Here is a 20102-nt window from a genome sequence, read left to right as displayed (position 1 = left end):
GAGTAAAAGGTGTGTTATTTATCAATTGATAATTTTTCGCTGTCGTTATAATGCTTTTTATCGATAATAGTACCCTTGGAAAGCACTATAAGTCCAGGATTAGAACGTATCATTGTTTTGAGGGTAGTAGCATCGTTATAATAAAAGTTGAAATTGAGTTCGTATTTCTTTACAATATAAGGAGCTTTCTCCATTTGTGAGGTAAGACCTATCACGGTATAACCATTTTTAAGAGCTTTATCGGTTACTGTTTTGATTGCCTTAAAAGCCTCTTGGTCAGCAAGGTCGAGGCGATAAGAAACTACCATCAAGAGCTTTTCTTCTGCCATAAATTGTGGCAAATAGTCTGTTTCTCTATCTTTATCTTGAATATAAAAATCGTGTATAGGAGGTAATTCGGTAGTAGAGGTAGAGCTTACATATTCACCATCTACTTTTGGGAAACTTGCATCTTTAGTTACAATCACTTTTTCTTTGCCGTTTACTTTGAAAGTCCAATAATAAGTAACGGCATTGGGCGGTAATTCCATACCTTTGGGGATATTTGTTCCTATCTTATATGGGCGAAAATCTTTTATGGGTAAGTGATTGTACACGTAATATACAAAGCTTATGCAGAAAAGCACAGAGATTACTGTAATTAATAAAGGTAAATTGCCTTTGGTAATGGGTTGTACATATTTTTGCCCCCAAAAGACGATGAGAGCTAAAACTAATAGTACCATATCTTTGGTAAACGATTGCCAAGGTGTAAATTTGATAGCATCACCAAAACAACCACAATCAGTTACTTTGTGAAAATAAGCCGAATAGAAGGTGAGGAAGCCGAAGAATACTAACATAGCCAGCAAAAGCCACAGAGTGAGCTTCTTTTTATAGCCTACCAATAAGGTTACCCCCAAAACTACTTCGAAAATACATACCAAAATGGCAAAAGTTAAAGTGTATGGTACAAAAAAAGGCATATTGAGCACATCGGGAGCAAAATAGTCCTCCAATTTAAATGAAAAGCCCATAGGGTCATTGAGTTTTATCATTCCACTGATGATAAAAGTAACGCCTAATAATATGCGACAAAGCTGGATAAGATATTTCATATAAGTTGTTATTTAGTTGTTATGTTGATTGTTTAAATGTATGAGAGCAAACACTGCATAGTTTATCATATCTTGATAATTAGCATCAATACCTTCACTTACTAATGTTTTCCCTTTATTATCTTCAATTTGTTTTACACGCAAGAGCTTTTGCAGGATAAGGTCGGTAAGAGAGCTCACCCGCATTTCGCGCCACGCCTCGCCATAATCGTGGTTTTTAGCTTCCATAAGGGAGCGTGTTTCGGTAACTTTAGCGTCGTATAGAGCCGTTGCCTCTTCGATACTAAGGTCGGGTTGGGTAGCTACTCCTTTATCTATTTGAATAAGAGCCATCAAGGCATAGTTGATGATGCCTATAAACTCGGCTGTCTCGTCTTCATCGATTTTATGCTCGGTATTCTCTTGTAGCCCTCGAATGCGTTGTGCTTTGATGAGAATCTGGTCAGTAAGAGAAGGGAGGCGCAAGATACGCCAGGCACAGCCATAGTCTTTCATCTTGTTGATAAAGAGCGTACGGCATTGTTCAATGACGGTGTTATATTGTTTAAGAGTGTTCATTTTAATTAGGTGACAGGTAATGAAAGTGCAAAGGTACGAAGTAATTAGCAAATGGACAAATTTGGAAATTTGGAAATGAGAAAATGGGAGAATTAGAAAATTAGAGAATTGGAGAATGAGAGAATTGGAGAATGAGAGAATGAGAAAATTTGGAAATGAGGTAAATACCAATAATGCCAATAATACCAAACAATCAACTTTGCCAAAGTTTCAAACTTTGGCAAAGTGTGTACCCCTAAAAGTGACATATCTGAGCTATCGAAAGGAAACGGAAAATTTCATAAGGAGACTAAGAGAGATTTTAGTGAGAAAAGGCTATTAGGAGGCTACACTTAGCTTATAGAGAGCTTATAGGAAGCTTATACGAATCTTGGACGATTGGTATAGGAAGGGTATGTAAAAAGTTGATTCATAATATAATACAACAACGCTAAAAATGTTAAAAACGGGGTTTCGAGGCGAAAGAAAGGGAAAAGGCACTAGGCCTTAGGCCATAGGCAATAGGGGGGAGTATGACGGAAAAAGGGGGAATGTGGTGACGGAAAAAATAATGAAACATCCCCCTAGCCTCCTTCAAAGAGGGAGTGTAGCGACGGAAAAGGGGGAATGTGGTGACGGAAAGGCGGAGAAAAAGAGGCTGATGAATGAAGAGATAATAAGCGGTGGGTGAAGGTAAGGCAGTGAAAAATGCTGTGAATTTTGAGATTTGATTTTAGTGATTAGGGATTTTTTGCGAAGGGTTGTACTGATTTTACCTAATAATTAGGCATTATTTATTGCTAATTACTTATAGTTTTGTACTTTTGCGCCCGAAATAACGAATATCATATGCTGAACGTTCACAACCTATCTGTTTCTTTTCAAGGCGAGTACCTCTTTGAGGACGTTGCTTTTATGCTCAATGCGGGCGACCGTGTGGGGCTTATTGGCAAGAACGGAGCGGGGAAATCGACGATGCTCAAATTGCTTTCACGCGAACTTAAACCCGATACCGGAGGCATTGCTACCGATAAAGATGTACGCATCGGATTTCTGAAACAGGATATTGATTTTGTGAAAGGACGTACCATTTTGGAAGAAGCCTATCAGGCATTTACTGAGATTAAGGCTTTGGAACGTCAGTTGGACGATATTCATCACCAGATAGAAACCCGCACTGATTACGAGAGCGAGGCGTACCACGATTTGCTTGATAAACTCAGCGACTATACGCATCGTTTCGACCTTATAGGGGGATACCAATACCAAGGTGAAACTGAGAAAGTGCTATTGGGGTTGGGCTTTCAGCGGAGTGATTTCGACAAGCTCACCGATAGTTTTTCGGGCGGGTGGCGTATGCGTATAGAATTGGCAAAACTGCTGTTGCAGAACAACGATATATTGCTATTGGACGAGCCTACGAACCACTTGGATATAGAGTCGATTATTTGGCTAGAACAGTTCCTCTCTACTTATAGCGGGGCGGTGGTAATTGTGTCGCACGACAGAATGTTTTTAGACAATGTGACCAATCGGACGATTGAGATTTCGGTAGGCAAAATATACGATTACCCGAAGCCTTACACTCAGTTTTTGGAACTGAGAAAAGAGATGCGCGAACTGCAACTCGCCTCACAAAAGAACCAAGAAAAGAAGATACAACACACTGAAAAGCTCATCGAAAAATTCCGCGCCAAAGCTTCCAAAGCCTCAATGGCACAGTCGCTTATGAAGAAGTTGGACAAAATAGAGCGCATAGAGGTAGACGAGGAAGACAATGCGGTGATGAACGTACGTTTCCCCGTATCGGTAACGCCAGGGAAGGTAGTGCTGGAAATAGATGATGTATCGAAAAGTTATGGTGAAAAAGAGGTGCTCAGTCACGTGAGTTTGCTTATAGAACGAGGCAGCAAAGTAGCTTTTGTGGGACAAAACGGACAGGGAAAAACGACCCTCGCCAAGATGATAGTGGGCGAAATACCCTATGAAGGAACTATCAGGCTGGGGCACAATGTACAGTTGGCTTACTTTGCTCAGAACCAGGCCGACTACTTAGATGGAGAACTCACCGTGCTTGATACGATGTTTAATGCAGCTAACGACAGCAATCGCACTAAAATACGCGACATACTTGGGGCTTTTCTCTTCCGTGGCGATGAGGTAGACAAGAAAGTGAAAGTGCTTTCGGGAGGGGAGCGCAACCGTTTGGCATTGGCAAAGATGCTCCTTTCGGACTTTAACGTAATGGTGATGGACGAGCCTACGAACCACTTGGATATCAAATCGAAGAACGTACTCAAACAAGCCTTACAGCAATTTGAAGGGACGCTCATTATTGTGTCGCACGACCGCGATTTCTTGCAAGGGCTTACCGATAAGGTATACGAGTTTAAGAACAAACATCTGAAAGAATATCTTGGGGACATCGATTTCTTCCTCGAACAACGTGCTGCCGTTAATTTTAGAGAGATAGAACAGCAGAGCAAAAGCACTCCTGTGCAGGTAGAAAAAGAACCGCAGAAAGAAGAAAAACTCTCGTTTGAGGAACAGAAACAGCAGAAAGCCATTCAGAATAAGCTCAACAAGATAGAGAAGAACATTACCGCTCTTGAAGAAGCGCTTAAAGCGATGAATGAGCAGATGGGACAAGGCGTACAGAACGATGCTTTTTACAAGGAATACGAACAGAAAAAACAGCAGTTGGAGGATTTAATGACCGAGTGGGAATTATTAATGAGTTAAGTTATGCAACCTAAAAAAATCTTACTCTTTATTGTGGGGGTGCTGGTAGCCCTCTTTACAATGACCCTTTTCAGCAGTTATCACACCACCGCCAAAGGAATGGTGCGGGAGGGTATAGTGTTTGGTGACGCGATGTTGCGCTATCCGACCCCTGATATATTGGGAATGCTCTTTAAAGGGGAAGAGGAAAATAATAAAGTAGACGAACTTATTAAAGATACTAAGACCATTGTAGATGAAAAAACCGAAAATTTAGCAAAAAAGGATACTATTGTTAAGGACACGGTACAAACTTCGGAAACCAATATAGAAGGTAAAATATATTATCCGGGGAATCATACGGATTATATCAGAAGACTTAAAGAGAAACTGTGTCAGCCTACCTGCCAAATAGTGCATTATGGTGATTCGCAAATAGAAGGAGACCGCATCACCGGCTATGTGCGCAACCGATTGCAATTGGCATATACTGGCGGAGGACCGGGTTTTATCCCTATAAAAGTAGTGTACAGCCAAAACAGTGTGGATATTATTGCTTCGCCTAACTGGACGCGCTACGCTTTCTTCGACCGCAAACAACGCAAAACGGTAGCGCACGATAAGTATGGTTTGTTCTCTACCTTCTCACGTTTTACTAATTATGTGAGCAATACTGCTGATACAACTGCCTTACCCGTAGCAAAAGCCAGCTTTACGATTAAGCCTTCGGATAAATCGTATGCACGTTTAAGAAACTACACGCGCTTTGGGTTGCATTATGGCAATGCGATGGCAAAAGTGAAGATACGTGTGTATCAGGACGGGAATATTCTAAGAATAGATACTCTTATCTCAGATGGTAAATACCATAATTATAAGCTCAATTTCGCATCTACTCCTAAGGAGCTAAAAGTGGAATTGGAAGGCAAGATAAGTCCGGATTTTTATGGGATTACTCTTGATACGTCGTCAGGGGTACGAATGGATAACGTAGCGATGCGAGGGGAAGCAGGACGTATATTTACACGTATGAATTACGAGCATTTCAGACAGATGAGTGCTGACCGCAAACCCGATATATTTATCTTTCAGTACGGAGGAAATACAATCCCCTATATGAAAACAGACCAACAGCTTCAGGAGTATGTAAACGCGTTGATATTTAATATCAAATGGGTAAAGCGAGCCAACCCCAATGCAATGTTTATGCTTTTAGGTCCTGGAGATATGACAACTTCGCGTAATGGACAACTCATCACCTATCCTTTTGTGCCGAAAATGAACAAGCTGATGAAGGAAGAAGCCTTGAAAAATGGGATTGCTTATTTTAGTATCTTTGAAGCAATGGGAGGAGAAAACTCGATGACAGCGTGGGTGAAAAAAGGAATGGCTGTTTCGGATTACGTACACTTTACGCCACAAGGGACTAAACTAATTTCGGAAGTGTTTTACCAATGCCTACTTAACGACCTTGCCACAGTGCAATAATAGCTATGATAGATTTCTTTAAAAACTTCTTTACCTTTGAGTCGGCTCACCCACTTACTTTTGTACGGATAGACTTTTGGATATTCTTTGCTTTAGTATACGCGGTGTTTGTGCTCATCTATAAGCGTAAGCACGTGCGCAACTTGTTTTTGTTGCTTGCTAGCTTTTACTTCTATTACAAGGCAAGTGGGCTTTTTGTATTGTTATTGATATTTAGTACTGTTACTGACTTTTATTTGGGGCATTATATCTATAATCAACAAGAAGAGCGAAGACGCAAAATAGGGGTTACTATTAGCGTTTGTGTGAACTTATTGGTACTTAGTTATTTTAAGTATGCTTATTTCTTTACTGATACTTACAATGCGCTGTTTCACACTCATCACCAAACCTTTAACTATTTAGCCTATTGGGCAAATGGGTTTGACTATAACGGATACTTTTCAGTTGATAAAATTATATTGCCCGTAGGTATTTCTTTCTACACTTTTCAGACCATTAGCTATACAGTGGATATTTACCGCAGAAAGGTTGCACCACTGAAATCGATATTAGACTTTGGTTTTTATGTGAGTTTCTTCCCTCAGTTAGTAGCAGGTCCTATTGTACGTGCAGAAGAGTTTGTACCTCAAATTCTCAAAAAAACAGAGATTAGCAAAGAAGAGTTTAATAAGGCGATATTCCTTATTCTTAAAGGACTTATCAAGAAGATGATATTTGCTGATTTTATTGCGTTGCACTTTTTGGATAAGGTATTTGATGCTCCTGAAATGCACTCGGGCTTTTCTAACTTATTAGCTCTGATAGGTTACTCGCTCCAAATATACGGTGATTTTTCTGGCTATACCGATATAGCCATAGGGGTAGCGCTATTAATGGGCTTCCATTTGCCTGTAAACTTCAATTCACCTTATAAGGCTTTGAACTGTGGAGACTTTTGGAAACGCTGGCACATCTCGCTTTCTACTTGGTTGAAGGACTATTTGTACATTCCGTTAGGAGGTAACCGCAATAGCACCTTAGGAACTTTTGTGTTTTCCTTGCTTTTTGTAGTGATATTGGTAGTAGCGATTGGTAACCTCGCCTTTACTTTTATCACAGGGGGATTGCTGATAGCAGGTGCGGTAGTAGCTTTTTATTACAAACCTTTTGAGCGTTACTTGATTACCAATATCAACATTATGCTCACGATGCTTATTGGAGGATTGTGGCACGGAGCTTCGTGGAAGTTTGTTATATGGGGTGGATTGAACGGTTTGGGTGTAGTAGCTTATAAGTATTGGCGCAAGGTGAGTCCGTACGAGCAAAGTAAGCTGTGGATCACTCGCGCTTGGAAGATAGCCTTTACCTTTGCTTTTATTACCTTTACACGCATATTCTTCCGAGGTAATGATATGGAGAGCATAAACTTATGGTTCGCACAAGTGGCGAACAATATGAGTTGGGATACTGCTACCGAAGTGATTAGACATAACAATATTCCATTAGGCGTTATCTTGATTGGTTATATTACCCATTGGCTACCACAGCATTGGAAAGACTATGTGGAACACGTGTTTGCCGAGAGCCATTACGCTGTGAAAATAGCGATAGCCTTAGTAGTAGTGCTCATTTGCTATCAGGCTTATTCTACCGATATTCAGCCGTTTATTTACTTCCAATTTTAGTTAGGTAAAAGGTAGGGGTAAAAGATAAAAGGGGGAGATGACCTATTGGGAATTAGTAGCTAAGAATACGATACAAGCAATAATGACTATAAGCACCAAAAAAGTTACTCCAGAAATAATAAGCCCTGCGACGGCTAATGTTTTAGGCTTCTTGCTCATTCCGATAATAGATAATATCAATCCGGTGAGCCATATGATAAGATTCACAATGGGGAGCAATACGAGGAATATTGCCACTACAGACGTTATGAACCCCACCAGACCTATGGGATTGTTATTTAGGTTGTTATCGTTATATTGCCTATTGTGAATAAACGACCAGTCGTTTGGGGTATTTTGCTTGAATTCTTCCATCTTTATTAAACAATAAATACTCGATTTTAATGCCACAAATATACAACAAAGAATTTATACTGCAAGTTAAAAAAACTTTTTTATAGGTAAAAGACACAAGCCACGCGAGTAGATGTAATTAGCAGATTTGAGAATTAGCAAATGGGAAGTGAATCTTGAAAAGTTTTTATAGGAAAGAGAAGAGTTTAATAATTAAGAGCTGTTTGAAAGATGAGCGAATCTGAGACGAAAGTAAGACGATGGAAACCTATTAAAAGTTAGAGGGAATGTTATAACGGAACAGTGTAAGAAGTGAAAAACAATTAGAGATTTAGCCAAACTCCTTTGTTATTTATTGAAAAGTTATTACTTTTGCCGTCAGAATTAGATAAGAAATAAGATGCGTTATGTATTTGATTAAAAAATTATTACAAGACGGAAAAAACATACAAGGAGAAATTACCCTTAAAGGTTGGGTGCGCACCTTCCGCAGCAACCGCTTTATTGCCCTAAACGATGGTTCTACAATCGACAATTTACAAGTAGTAGTAGATTTTGAAAATACCGACCCTGAATTGCTTAAACGCATTACCACGGGAGCAGCTATTGAAGTAAAAGGACGACTTGTGGAGAGTCAAGGTAAAGGGCAAAACGTAGAGTTACAAGCAAGTAACATCAGTATATTAGGTGATAGCAACCCTGAAGAATACCCTATCCAACCTAAAAAACACTCACTTGAATTCTTGAGAGAAAACGCTCACTTGCGCGTGCGCTCTAGTACTTTTAGTGCAGTGATGCGTGTGCGTTCTACTTTAGCTTTTGCTATTCACAAATACTTTCAAGACAATGGCTTTTTCTACGTGAATACGCCTATTATCACGGGTAGTGATGCCGAAGGGGCTGGAGAGATGTTTCGTGTAACGACCTTAGATGCCAAAAATCCACCACTTAATGAAAACGGCGAAGTAGACTACAAGAAAGACTTCTTCGGTAGGGAGACAAACCTTACCGTATCAGGTCAGTTAGAAGGTGAGACTTTTGCGATGGCGCTTGGTAAGATTTACACCTTTGGCCCTACCTTCCGTGCTGAAAACTCCAATACCTCACGCCACTTAGCTGAGTTCTGGATGATAGAGCCCGAAATGGCGTTCTATGACCTTATCGACAATATGAATTTGGCGGAAGATTTTATTAAATACGTATTGCAATACACCTTGGAAGTACGTCGTGACGACCTTGAGTTCTTGAACAAAAGATTTTTAGAAGAAGAGAAGACTAAACCACAGAACGAGCGTAGCACAATGTCACTCATTGAAAAACTTGAATTTGTAATTCACAATCAGTTTAAGAGGGTGAGTTACACTGAGGCAATAGATATTTTAAAGAATAGCAATCACAATAAAAAGAAGAAATTTCAATACCCCGTAAACGAATGGGGTGTAGATTTGCAAAGCGAACACGAGCGCTATTTGGTGGAAAAACACTTTGAGTGCCCTGTAATTCTATACGACTATCCAGCAAATATCAAAGCGTTTTATATGCGCTTAAATGAAGACGGTAAAACGGTGCGCGCAATGGATATTCTCTTCCCAGGAATAGGTGAAATTGTAGGAGGCTCACAACGTGAAGAACGTTACGATGTGCTCAAACAAAAAATAGCCGACCTTCATATGGACGAGGCAACTCTTTGGTGGTACTTAGACCTTCGTAAGTTCGGTACAGCAGTACACAGTGGCTTTGGTTTAGGTTTTGAGCGCTTGGTACTCTTTGCTACTGGAATGACCAATATCCGTGATGTGATACCTTACCCACGCACACCACAGAGCGCAGAGTTTTAATGTAAGTTACATTAGGAAATATAAAAACCGAGTTACGAAAGTAACTCGGTTTTCTTGTGTAATTTTAAAAAATAAAACAATGACTAAGTTGCCATTTGGTATTTGTTTACTTTTTCTTTAGCCTTGATAAGGTCGAGATTCAAGCTATTAATCTTTTGCTCTTTGTTGAGGATTCTTCCTTTGAACTTAGCATCGTCTTGAGGAGACAGAGCTCCTTTGGCTTTCTTTAAATTATACTTGTTTTGTTCCTTAGCTAAATCAGTTTTAGCTTTGGTAATTTTAGCCTCTATTTTAGAAACCTCAGAGTTAGCTTTGGACAAGCGTTCTTGGTTCTTTTGAGCACGAGCAGCAGCTTTTTGTTGTTCTTTAGCGGCTTTTTCTTGCTCCTTAGTAGCCTTTTGTTCAGCTTTTAACGCCTTCTCTTGCTCTTTCTGCAAATTTTGTTGAGCCTTTAGTTCTTCTTTAGTTTGGACTTGAGTAGCTTCAACAGGAGCGGGAGCAACTACCGGAGTAGTGGTATCAGTCATAGTTCCCATTTCGTCTACTTGAGCAAATGACACTTGAGCTACGAATAGCCCAGCGAACAAAGTGAGTGTGTGTAATTTCATATCTGTTAAATTATTTAGTTTTCTTATAGGGTGCAAAGATAAGGAAAATATGCTTACCATTTGCATTTTTACAAAAGTTTAACACCAAAAAAGTCGCCTGCAAAGGAAAGAAGCGCAGGCGACTAAGGAGTAAATTAAAATATAAATAGTTATGGATTATTGAACATTTCCTCTGATACGTAAGCCTTTTACAGGGCTTGATTTGGCATTGGAGGTAACAGTAATAGTTTTGCTGATAGGTCCAACACGATTAGTATCGTATTTTACTTCAATTTTTCCTTTAGCTCCTGGTGCTACGGGTTGGTTTGTCCAAGAAGGAACGGTACAACCGCAAGAAGAAGCTACGTTAGTAATTACAAGAGGTGCTTTACCAGTGTTAGTAAACTCGAACACACGCACACCGTCTGCACCTTGTTTGATGTTACCGTAATCAATTTCTTCAGATTTAAAAGAAATCTCAGCGTCTTGGGCATAAGCCATTACACCAAAAAATGCTAAAAATACAAATGTTAAAAACTTTTTCATAGTATAAAAAATTAAAAATATAAGTTTGTTTTTACGGTTATAAATAGTACAACAACCGTGCCAAAGAGTATTTTTTAAGGTAAAAATTAAGATTTAATAGTGTAGAGTAAAAAAGGGTTTGAGCGAAGAGAAAACATTGTAAGTCAAACAGATAAATTATTAGTAGATTGGTGGATTTGGATATTACGGTTAGCTTAATACAAGTCTTATACGATATAACGGGCAATGATCTATAGAGGAGTGAAGCTAAGGTAAATCTGAGTCCAAGAAAAGTATTAGATTTTTTTTTAAAAAAACTAAAGACTTATTCTACCAAAAGGTAACTTAAAAAATTGCACTTGATGTTGGAAATGGCGTCGTGTTAAAATTATCAATGGTTAATTGCTAATTGTGAATTGTTTTGTATCTTTGCCCTCTCACTTTAAATCTCAAAAAAACTCTTACACACATATCCAGCTAACGCTGGCTTTACCTAAAAAAATGTACTTAATATTTGATACAGAAACTACGGGGTTACCCCGCCGTTGGGATGCCCCCCTTACCGATAGTGACAACTGGCCTCGCGCCGTGCAGATTGCTTGGCAATTGCACGATGAGTGGGGCACACTCATTGAGCATCAGGACTTTTTGATAAAGCCCGATGGCTTTGATGTGCCTTATGATGCCGAAAAAGTACACGGTATTTCTACCCAATTAGCAGAAGCACAAGGCGTGCCTATCGCTGAGGTGTTCAAAGCGTTCAATGAGGCACTCAGCAAGGCGCAATATGTGGTGGGACAAAACATCGGCTTTGATATCAATATTATGGGGGCTGAGTTTTACCGCTATGGGGTGGAGAGTCCACTTACTCAGATGCCTGTAATCGATACTTGTACTGAGGCAACTGCCAACCTCTGCCAGATAGCTGGTGGAAAAGGAGGTCGTTATAAGTTGCCCACCCTCACCGAGTTGCACTCTTTCCTCTTTGGCGTACCCTTTGCCGAGGCACACAATGCCACTGCCGACGTAGAGGCAACCACCCGCTGTTTCTTTGAATTGATACGTCGTGGTGAAGGCTTTCAAGAAGGTACTTTCAGTAGCGACTATATCAAAGAATTTCAAGGGCATCACACCTCACCTATAGCTCTTATCGGACTCAAGCACGTGAACCTCAAAGAGGCTTCCGATGCCTTGCGAAAAAGCAGTAGCACTGCACAAACTACCGAACCTCACGTCGATGCTTCATTGTTAGAAAATGCGGTGTTTGCTCACCTGCACAACCATACACAACACTCTATATTACAATCTACTACGTCTATAAAAGACCTCGTAAAAATTACTGCCAAAGAGAAGATGCCTGCCGTGGCTCTTACCGATAGCGGCAATATGATGGCTGCCTTCCACTTTGTGCAAGCCGTACAAGGACATAACAAAGAGGCGGAAGCTAAAAACAAAGAGGCTGAAGAAAAGGGCGAAACCCCTACCGAAACACTCATCAAGCCTATTATAGGTTGTGAGTTCAATATCTGCGAAAATCACTTGGATAGAAGCCGACAAGACAACGGCTACCAAGTGGTGATTTTAGCTAAAAACAAACAGGGCTATCACAATCTTACCAAGATGGCTTCTATTGCTTCTACCAAAGGGTTTTACTATGTACCTCGTATCGACAAAGCAATTGTAGAGCAGTACAAAAGCGATTTGATAGTGCTTTCTGGAGGTATGAATGGTGAAGTACCTTCAAAAATACTGAACATCGGTACTAAGCAGGCGGAAGAGGCGCTTTTGTGGTGGAAAGAGCAGTTCGGAGAGGATTTCTATTTAGAGGTGATGCGCCACAACCAAGAAGATGAAAATCGCGTAAACGAAACCCTTGTAGAGTTCTCTAGAAAATATGGAGTGAAGCTCATTGCTACTAACAATACCTTCTATCTACATAAAAAAGACGCCAATGCGCACGATATTTTGTTGTGTGTGAAGGATGGCGAAAAACAAAAAACACCTATTGGGCGCGGTCGTGGCTATCGTTTTGGGATGCCTAACAATGAGTATTATTTCAAAACTACCGCCGAAATGAAGACGCTCTTTAAGGATATACCCGAAGCAATTCTCAATATTCAAGAAATTATCGACAAGGTAGAACCTTACGGATTGTCGCGTGATATTCTGTTGCCTAAGTTTGATATTCCCGAGGAATTTCAAGTAAGTGATGATCCCACAGGTAAGAAAGGTGAAAACAACTATTTGCGTCATCTTACTTATGAAGGGGCTAAACGCAAATACCCCGAAATTACTGATGAAGTGCGGGAGCGTTTGGATTTTGAGCTTTCTATTATTGAAAAAACGGGTTACCCAGGTTACTTCCTTATTGTACAAGACTTTATCGCAGCAGCGCGACGTATGAACGTATCAGTAGGACCTGGAAGGGGTTCGGCAGCGGGTTCGGCAGTGGCGTTCTGTTTGGATATTACCAATATGGATCCTATTAAGTATGATCTCCTCTTTGAGCGTTTCCTCAACCCCGACCGTGTGTCTATGCCCGATATCGATATCGACTTCGAGGACTCTGGTCGCCAAGATGTCATCAACTATGTGATTGATAAGTATGGCGAGAGTCAGGTCGCACGGATTATCACCTATGGTAAAATGGCTGCCAAATCGGCTATCAAAGATACGGCTCGTGTGCTGGATGTACCTCTACAAGAGTCAAATAGATTAGCGGGCTTAGTGCCTAATGGAGTGTCATCTTTAGGGAAGATGTTCGGTTGGGACGATAAAACCCTCAAAGAAAAAGTGCGTAGTGAAGAACTGCCAAAAGTAGACGAACTGAAACGCCTTTTGGCAGGAGAAGGGGAGGAGGAGAGTACCCAAACCATTCAGCAGGCAAATATTATTGAAGGTTCAGTGCGCAACACGGGTATCCACGCTTGTGGGGTGATTATTACCCCCGACGATATCACCAACTTTGTGCCCGTAGCTTTAGCCAAAGACTCCGACTTATTTGTGACTCAGTTCGATAACTCGGTAGTAGAGAGCGCAGGGTTGCTGAAAATGGACTTCTTGGGGCTCAGTACCCTCACACTTATCAAAGACACTATTGAAAATATCAAACAAACGCATAATATAGAGCTCGATGCAGAGGCTTTTCCGCTTGACGATAAAAAGACTTACGAACTCTTCCAGCGCGGTGAAACGGTCGGGATTTTCCAATACGAGTCCACCGGTATGCAGAAATATATGCGAGAGCTTAAACCTACGGTCTTTGCCGACCTTATCGCGATGAATGCTCTTTATCGTCCAGGCCCATTGGAATATATACCTAGCTTTATCAAGCGGAAACACGGTATTGAGCCTATTGAGTATGACCTCCCCGATATGGAGGAATACCTCAAGGAGACTTATGGGATTACCGTATATCAAGAGCAGGTGATGTTGCTATCGCAGAAATTGGCAGGTTTTACCAAAGGTGAAGCCGACGTGCTCCGTAAGGCGATGGGTAAGAAACAAATAGCCGTACTAGCCAAGATGAAGCCTAAGTTCATTACCCAAGCCTCTGAAAAAGGTCACGATACCCAAAAACTCGAAAAGATATGGGCAGACTGGGAGAAGTTTGCCGCTTATGCATTCAATAAATCGCACTCCACCTGCTATGCTTGGGTGGGTTACCAAACGGCTTACCTCAAAGCCAATTACCCCGCCGAGTATATGGCAGCGGTACTCTCTAACAATATGAATGATATCAAAACGATTACTTTCTTCTTAGAAGAGTGTCACCGAATGGGTATCAGGGTGTTACCTCCTGATGTGAATGAATCGTTGTATAAATTTACCGTAAATAAAAACGGTGATATACGTTTCGGTATGGGGGCTGTGAAAGGGGTAGGAAAAGCAGCTGTCGATACCATTGTAGAACAACGCCAAGAACGTCCTTATACCTCTATTTTCGATTTGGCAAAACGCGTAGATTATAAGAGTATCAACAAGAAAGCTTTTGAAAGTATCGCTTTGGCAGGAGGTTTTGATTCGTTCACTAATGTACACCGCGCACAATACTTCCACGCTGAAGCTGACGGCGTTCCCTTTCTCGAAAAAGCTATTCGCTTTGGTACTAAATACCAAGAGAGCAAGAACTCCGCCCAAATGAGTCTGTTTGGTGGTGAGAGTGAAGTAGATATCCCTGAACCTGCTGTGCCTAAATGTGAAACGTGGGGTAACCTCGAGCAGTTGCGCCGTGAGAAGGAGGTGGTAGGTATCTATATCTCAGGGCACCCGCTCGACGATTTTAAGCACGAGTTACAAAACTTTTGCAATATCAATCTATCGGAATTGCAAGACTTACAACCTTTTATTAACCGTGAACTTACAGTAGCGGGTATGGTAGCTGACCTGCAACATCGTACGGCTAAGAACGGAAAAGGTTACGGCTTTTTTACTCTTGAGGATTACGACGGCTCTTACGAGTTTAAACTCTTTGGAGATGATTATTTGAACTATCAGAAATATATGGTACCAGGGGCGTTTTTGTATATCAAATTTAAGGTGGTAGAAGGATTTCTTAATAGGGAAACCAACCAAAGAGGCGAACCTCGAATACAGTTTTTACAGATGATGCAGTTGCAAGATGTGATGGAAACCCTCTCTAAAAAACTTACTTTGCATATGAATATAGAGGAGATTAACCAAGATTTGATTGCAAAATACAAAGATTTACTACAAAAGCACAAAGGAAAACAGTCTATTTACTTTGTTGTGCACCATCACAATGAAAATATTCACCTAAATATGGAAAATGGTAATCTAAAGGTGGCGATTACTAAATCTTTTTTAGATGATTTAGACGCTCTATTTGCAAAATATCATCTCAATGACCGCAGAATGGAGAAAATAGTTGCTAAAAAGACAGAAGATACTCACGACGACGAGGAAATGGCAATGGAGGATTTGGGATTATCGGAGTAGACAATTAGTTAATTTCTATTTTGACTGCTAACGCCTAACAGCTAAAAAAATCTTCAATCGTAACTCGTAGTTTACAATTATTTTGTACTTTTGCACAACCACTTAAAAAGAAAAAGAAATGAGTGCATTGAGCGTTAATCACCTGTTGGGCATTAAGTATATCACCGAAAAGGATATACAGTTAATATTTGAAACAGCTGACCACTTCAAGGAGGTTATTAACCGTCCTATTAAAAAAGTGCCTTCGTTGCGCGATATTACTATTGCCAACCTCTTCTTCGAGAATAGTACGCGCACTCGTCTTTCCTTTGAATTGGCAGAAAAACGTCTTTCTGCCGATGTGATTAACTTTTCGGCTTCTCAATCATCGGTAGCCAAAGGGGAAACCTTAGTAGATACCGTGAACAATATCCTCTCGATGAAAGTGGATATGGTAGTGATGCGTCACCCGAACCCAGGTGCGGGAGTCTTCCTCTCACAACACGTGAAAGCCTCCATTGTAAACGCTGGCGATGGAGCTCACGAACACCCTACACAAGCTCTTTTAGACTCATATTCTATACGCGAACGCTTGGGAGATGTAGCAGGTAAAAAAGTAGTGATAGTGGGGGATATACTACACTCGCGCGTGGCACTTTCGAACATCTTTGCACTCCACAAGCAAGGAGCTGAAGTGATGCTATGCGGACCTCAAACACTTATTCCTAAATACATTCATAAATTGGACGTGAAGGTAGAAACCAATTTGCGCAAGGCTTTGAACTGGTGTGATGTGGCTAATATGTTGCGTATACAAAATGAGCGACTCGACATCAGTTATTTTCCTTCTACCCGTGAATATGTACAACAATACGGACTCACCAAAGAGCTATTGGATAGCCTTGACAAAGAAATAGTGATTATGCACCCAGGACCTATCAATCGAGGGGTAGAAATTACCAGCGAAGTTGCTGATAGCTCCCAATCGATTATTTTACAACAAGTAGAAAATGGGGTAGCTATACGAATGGCAGTGATTTATTTGTTGGCGAGCAAGATTTAATAAGGTAAAAGGTAAAAGATAAAAGGTAAAAGATAAAAGGTAAAGCCAGCGAGGGCTCACAGCTGGGTATGTGAATAAAAGATAAAAAAGCGCGATGTTTAAATAGTAAACATCGCGCTTTTTAATTGTTAATGTCAATTATTAATTGTTGTTATCTTCTAATTCTGATGGTGATAAGGGCAAAGATAAAAGTGGTGAAAAAGGAGAATATAGCATACACAAGGGCGGGTTTGGTCATATCGGTATTGCCCATAAGCGTACCAGCTACCAATATTGCCAAAGCAGTGTTTTGTAGACCTACTTCTATACTGATAGTCGTTGCTTGTACGCCCGGTAATTTAAAAGATTTCAGAGCGATAAAATAACTAAGTGTCATCGCGCTGAGGTGCATTAGAAGCGTAGCAGGCAAGAGTCGGATTATTTCATCTACTGAAATACCACTTCCTCCTGATTGTTCATCGCCGAAAAACTTGATAAAGAATACAATTCCTAACAATATGGTATTGGTTACCTTTAAAAGAAAACGCATTTTAAGCGAGGTGTTAGGGAAAAATCGGTTGAAGAATAAGCCCAACAAAGCTGGTATTATAATGATTTTGGCTACTTCCCAGACCATATTAAATATAGGGAGCGACACTTCGGTATGACCACCCATAAAAACAGCTACTGCCCAATTAGACAACACCGGAATGGTAAACAGTATGAGCAAGCTATTGATAGCGGTAAGGGCTACTGCCAAAGCGGTATCGGCTTTGATGAGATAACTAATGAAATTGGAGGTAGTACCCCCAGGACATATTGATACGATGATGAGTCCTACTTTTTCGGCAGGGGGTAAATTAGAAAACTCGGCAATGATAAAAGCACAGATAGGCAAGAAGACCATCTGCAAGAAAAGCCCTAAGTACAAGGGCTTTGATTTTTTGAATATGTTTTCGAAATCGGAGAAACGCAACGAACTGCCTATCGCAAAGGTGATAAGCATCAGCACTGCCGAAAGGAGGTAATCTATAAACATCAGCGATTAGCTTTTCTAATAAGTATAGGTATAGGTAGCTTTATGAGCGTTGTTTTTCTTATATTCAGCGGACTTAGGTGTATTGTTGCTATACCATTGATAGCTAAAAGTACGAGTGGCATTCTCTAAATCTTTATAGTCAGCTTGGGTGTTATTATGGAGGTTTTTAGTATAAGAAACTACATTGTGAGCGGCGGTTCTTATAAGAGGGTCTCTGTAATAATCGCCATAGTAGTTGTAGTTACTTATCAACTCTATTTCAGCTAAATATTTAAAGAGGTCTTGCTGATAGATATTCGGTTTATTATCGTATTGGTAAGTACAAGTACCTTTGGTATTTTGGTCAGGAACAGCCCCTACATAGGTTGCTTTTTCAAGAGAAGCTACTGTACCATCGGGATTGAGGGAATAAATATAATAGTCGTTAAAACCAACGAATGAGCTATGAGCTATTATTGTTATTTTATTAGATTCATAAGTATAACTATATTTTTTTGTTTCAGTTCCATCAACCGTTGTTTTACTCGCTACTTTGTTATTAAGATATTCATAAGTAATTTTTTGAACATTATCACTACGAATGATAGATTGTAAGTGATTTCCGTTATAAGTAAAGTTATAGATATAGTTTCTGTTGCTTTGAGAATTGCTTTTAATACTGATAGCAGTTATCAACTCGCCGTTATAAGTGATAGTGTAGACTTCATCAGTAGTGGGGGTACCGTTATCGACTACTTTTCTTTCAAAAGCAGTAATTTTATTACCACTTAACGTATAGGTTTCAGTAGTTTTAACAGTGCCTATACTACCAATAGTTTCCTCTACTATTGTTTTAGGAAAAGCACCGCCGGGGGTGGTTTCATCATTGTTGTCTTTTTTACAAGAAAGAAAAATAAGTGTAAGACCTATGGCTAATAATAATGTTTTTTTCATTGGTTATATACTTTTATGGCGACAAAGGTACGAAACATTTTTTAATTAACAATAAGAAGTGTGAGCCACACGGACGGGTAGGAAATGAGAGAATGAGGAAATGTGGAGGGTTGAGGAGTTCGAAATATAGCGGAGGAGAACGAAAGAGAGCTGAGAGGAATTTTGGTGAAAAAAGGCTATGAGAAGGGTGGGGTTAGCTTATAGAGAGCTTATAGGAAGCTTATACGAATCTTGGACGATTGGTATAGAAAGGGTATATAAATAGTTGATTCATAATATAATACAACAGCGCTAAAAATGTTAAAAACGGGGTTTCGAGGCGAAAGAAAGGGAAAAGGCACTAGGCCTTAGGCCATAGACACTAGGGGATAACATCCCCCTATCCCCCTTCAAAGGGGGGAATGTAGCGATAGAAAAGTGGGAGAAATGACGAATGACCAGTGACGAATGATGAATATGGACTTTCTTTAAAAGGGAATTGTGGCGGCAGTAAGACGGTGCGTGCCATACAAGCAGGTGAAGAAAAGTGATAGAAGTTTGGGGAGATAGGGGTAAAGAAAATAAGGAAATAGGCTTAAAAACAAAAAGGACTGCCAGAGAGTTTCTGGACAGCCCTTTTTAGTTTATTATAAAAGTACTATTTTTTGATATATAACCAGCCTACTTCAGATTGTTTATTATTATTTTGATCGTAGTATTCAATCACATAATAGTAAGTACCTTGTGGGAGTTTATCGGCAGCTTCTACTGTCACACGACCGTCGGAGATACCTTTAAACACGCGGGTTACGTTGTCGTAGCCACTTACCTCAAATACTTTCACGCCCCAACGGTTGTAGATACGTACCACATTGTTCGGATAGTTTTCTATGCCACCAATATGGAAGTGGTCGTTTTTACCGTCGCCATTTACTGACATACCGTTGTAAGGTATGAGCTTATTCACTATATCAACCGTTACAGTAGCACTGCTACAGCCTGCGGAGTTACAGATTTCGTACACAAAAGTATCGGTTCCTACAAAGCCTGTGTGAGGTCTGTATTCTACCGTATTATCGGCATTTACAACTACTGTACCGTTTGCAGGTTGAGTTACTACATTAGGAGTAGTCGCTCCGTTGAGGGTATCGTTCGCTAACACAGCAATATTTACAGGAGTATTCAACGCTGTAGAAACCCTATCGTCTACCGCTACCGGAGTAGGTGTAGGTGTTGCTGTTCCCACTACTGTTACCACCAAGGTTTGCGTACCGGTGCAGTTAGTAGGGTTCAAGACCTCACAATAACTGTAGGTAATGGTATAATTACCTGCTGGGGTATTACCTGGAATGGTTACCTTACCGGTATTAGGGTCGAG

14 protein-coding genes are annotated in these 20102 nt (G+C 40.3%); 6 read left to right on the top strand and 8 right to left on the bottom strand.

The features are described 5' to 3' along the window. Positions 1 to 14 precede the first annotated feature (14 nt). On the bottom strand, positions 15 to 1097 hold the full coding sequence (locus HMPREF1528_RS10830) for a BT_3928 family protein (RefSeq protein ID WP_002673587.1): 1083 nt from the start codon (positions 1095 to 1097) through the stop codon (positions 15 to 17). Between the two features lie 12 nt (positions 1098 to 1109). After that, the gene (locus HMPREF1528_RS10825; RefSeq protein WP_016479779.1) at positions 1110 to 1655 is read right to left on the bottom strand and encodes a DUF1599 domain-containing protein; all 546 of its coding nucleotides are present in this window, start codon (positions 1653 to 1655) and stop codon (positions 1110 to 1112) included. A gap of 828 nt (positions 1656 to 2483) precedes the next feature. Here HMPREF1528_RS10825 and HMPREF1528_RS10820 point away from each other — a divergent pair. The 3 genes from HMPREF1528_RS10820 to HMPREF1528_RS10810 are packed head-to-tail and all read left to right on the top strand — an operon-like array spanning position 2484 to position 7510. Then, positions 2484 to 4376: an ABC-F family ATP-binding cassette domain-containing protein gene (locus tag HMPREF1528_RS10820; protein ID WP_016479778.1), complete on the top strand. Its 1893-nt coding sequence runs from the start codon at positions 2484 to 2486 to the stop codon at positions 4374 to 4376. A 3-nt stretch (positions 4377 to 4379) separates the two neighbouring features. Continuing rightward, a complete protein-coding gene (locus tag HMPREF1528_RS10815; RefSeq protein ID WP_016479777.1) occupies positions 4380 to 5843 on the top strand; it encodes a hypothetical protein in 1464 nt (487 codons plus the stop codon). Between the two features lie 5 nt (positions 5844 to 5848). After that, positions 5849 to 7510, top strand: a complete 1662-nt coding sequence (locus HMPREF1528_RS10810; RefSeq protein WP_016479776.1) for an MBOAT family O-acyltransferase — start codon at positions 5849 to 5851, stop codon at positions 7508 to 7510. Positions 7511 to 7552: 42 nt separating this feature from the next. Here the strand turns inward: HMPREF1528_RS10810 and HMPREF1528_RS10805 are convergent, their stop codons facing one another. Continuing rightward, on the bottom strand, positions 7553 to 7864 hold the full coding sequence (locus HMPREF1528_RS10805; RefSeq protein WP_009410857.1) for a hypothetical protein: 312 nt from the start codon (positions 7862 to 7864) through the stop codon (positions 7553 to 7555). Between the two features lie 386 nt (positions 7865 to 8250). On the opposite strand from HMPREF1528_RS10805, the gene asnS reads away from it, so the two are divergent. Next, the gene (gene asnS, locus HMPREF1528_RS10800; protein ID WP_016479775.1) at positions 8251 to 9681 is read left to right on the top strand and encodes an asparagine--tRNA ligase; all 1431 of its coding nucleotides are present in this window, start codon (positions 8251 to 8253) and stop codon (positions 9679 to 9681) included. Positions 9682 to 9764: 83 nt separating this feature from the next. Here the strand turns inward: asnS and HMPREF1528_RS10795 are convergent, their stop codons facing one another. Both HMPREF1528_RS10795 and HMPREF1528_RS10790 read right to left on the bottom strand, forming a co-directional pair. Beyond that, on the bottom strand, positions 9765 to 10355 hold the full coding sequence (locus tag HMPREF1528_RS10795) for a hypothetical protein (protein ID WP_016479774.1): 591 nt from the start codon (positions 10353 to 10355) through the stop codon (positions 9765 to 9767). 90 nt (positions 10356 to 10445) lie between these two features. Next, positions 10446 to 10814, bottom strand: a complete 369-nt coding sequence (locus tag HMPREF1528_RS10790) for a DUF1573 domain-containing protein (RefSeq protein ID WP_002673576.1) — start codon at positions 10812 to 10814, stop codon at positions 10446 to 10448. A gap of 480 nt (positions 10815 to 11294) precedes the next feature. Here HMPREF1528_RS10790 and dnaE point away from each other — a divergent pair, with 480 nt between their 5' ends. Together dnaE and HMPREF1528_RS10780 are read left to right on the top strand one after the other, a co-directional pair. Further along, positions 11295 to 15752, top strand: coding sequence for a DNA polymerase III subunit alpha (gene dnaE / locus HMPREF1528_RS10785; RefSeq protein ID WP_034568065.1), 4458 nt, complete (start codon positions 11295 to 11297; stop codon positions 15750 to 15752). 118 nt (positions 15753 to 15870) lie between these two features. Then, positions 15871 to 16794, top strand: a complete 924-nt coding sequence (locus HMPREF1528_RS10780; protein ID WP_009410853.1) for an aspartate carbamoyltransferase catalytic subunit — start codon at positions 15871 to 15873, stop codon at positions 16792 to 16794. Between the two features lie 151 nt (positions 16795 to 16945). On the opposite strand, the gene HMPREF1528_RS10775 is transcribed toward HMPREF1528_RS10780, so the two are convergent. The 3 genes from HMPREF1528_RS10775 to HMPREF1528_RS12675 form a co-directional block, all read right to left on the bottom strand. Further along, entirely contained in the window at positions 16946 to 17812 is an 867-nt protein-coding gene (locus tag HMPREF1528_RS10775; protein ID WP_016479772.1) for a bile acid:sodium symporter family protein, read from the bottom strand. Between the two features lie 15 nt (positions 17813 to 17827). Continuing rightward, entirely contained in the window at positions 17828 to 18745 is a 918-nt protein-coding gene (locus tag HMPREF1528_RS10770; RefSeq protein WP_016479771.1) for a hypothetical protein, read from the bottom strand. Between the two features lie 637 nt (positions 18746 to 19382). Next, positions 19383 to 20102: gliding motility-associated C-terminal domain-containing protein (locus tag HMPREF1528_RS12675; RefSeq protein WP_016479770.1), on the bottom strand; the 720-nt coding region annotated here is incomplete at its 5' end.

The organism is Capnocytophaga sp. oral taxon 336 str. F0502 (assembly GCF_000411575.1).
In the GTDB taxonomy this organism is placed as follows: domain Bacteria; phylum Bacteroidota; class Bacteroidia; order Flavobacteriales; family Flavobacteriaceae; genus Capnocytophaga; species Capnocytophaga ochracea.
Note: the sequence above shows the minus strand (reverse complement) of the source record. Positions and strands in the feature narration are given on the sequence as shown.

Coding starts and splice junctions, on each gene's coding strand:
- HMPREF1528_RS10830 (WP_002673587.1), bottom strand. CDS start 1,097: ATGAAATATCTTATCCAGCTTTGTCGCATATTATTAGGCGTTACTTTT.
- HMPREF1528_RS10825 (WP_016479779.1), bottom strand. CDS start 1,655: ATGAACACTCTTAAACAATATAACACCGTCATTGAACAATGCCGTACG.
- HMPREF1528_RS10820 (WP_016479778.1), top strand. CDS start 2,484: ATGCTGAACGTTCACAACCTATCTGTTTCTTTTCAAGGCGAGTACCTC.
- HMPREF1528_RS10815 (WP_016479777.1), top strand. CDS start 4,380: ATGCAACCTAAAAAAATCTTACTCTTTATTGTGGGGGTGCTGGTAGCC.
- HMPREF1528_RS10810 (WP_016479776.1), top strand. CDS start 5,849: ATGATAGATTTCTTTAAAAACTTCTTTACCTTTGAGTCGGCTCACCCA.
- HMPREF1528_RS10805 (WP_009410857.1), bottom strand. CDS start 7,864: ATGGAAGAATTCAAGCAAAATACCCCAAACGACTGGTCGTTTATTCAC.
- asnS (WP_016479775.1), top strand. CDS start 8,251: ATGTATTTGATTAAAAAATTATTACAAGACGGAAAAAACATACAAGGA.
- HMPREF1528_RS10795 (WP_016479774.1), bottom strand. CDS start 10,355: ATGCAAATGGTAAGCATATTTTCCTTATCTTTGCACCCTATAAGAAAA.
- HMPREF1528_RS10790 (WP_002673576.1), bottom strand. CDS start 10,814: ATGAAAAAGTTTTTAACATTTGTATTTTTAGCATTTTTTGGTGTAATG.
- dnaE (WP_034568065.1), top strand. CDS start 11,295: ATGTACTTAATATTTGATACAGAAACTACGGGGTTACCCCGCCGTTGG.
- HMPREF1528_RS10780 (WP_009410853.1), top strand. CDS start 15,871: ATGAGTGCATTGAGCGTTAATCACCTGTTGGGCATTAAGTATATCACC.
- HMPREF1528_RS10775 (WP_016479772.1), bottom strand. CDS start 17,812: ATGTTTATAGATTACCTCCTTTCGGCAGTGCTGATGCTTATCACCTTT.
- HMPREF1528_RS10770 (WP_016479771.1), bottom strand. CDS start 18,745: ATGAAAAAAACATTATTATTAGCCATAGGTCTTACACTTATTTTTCTT.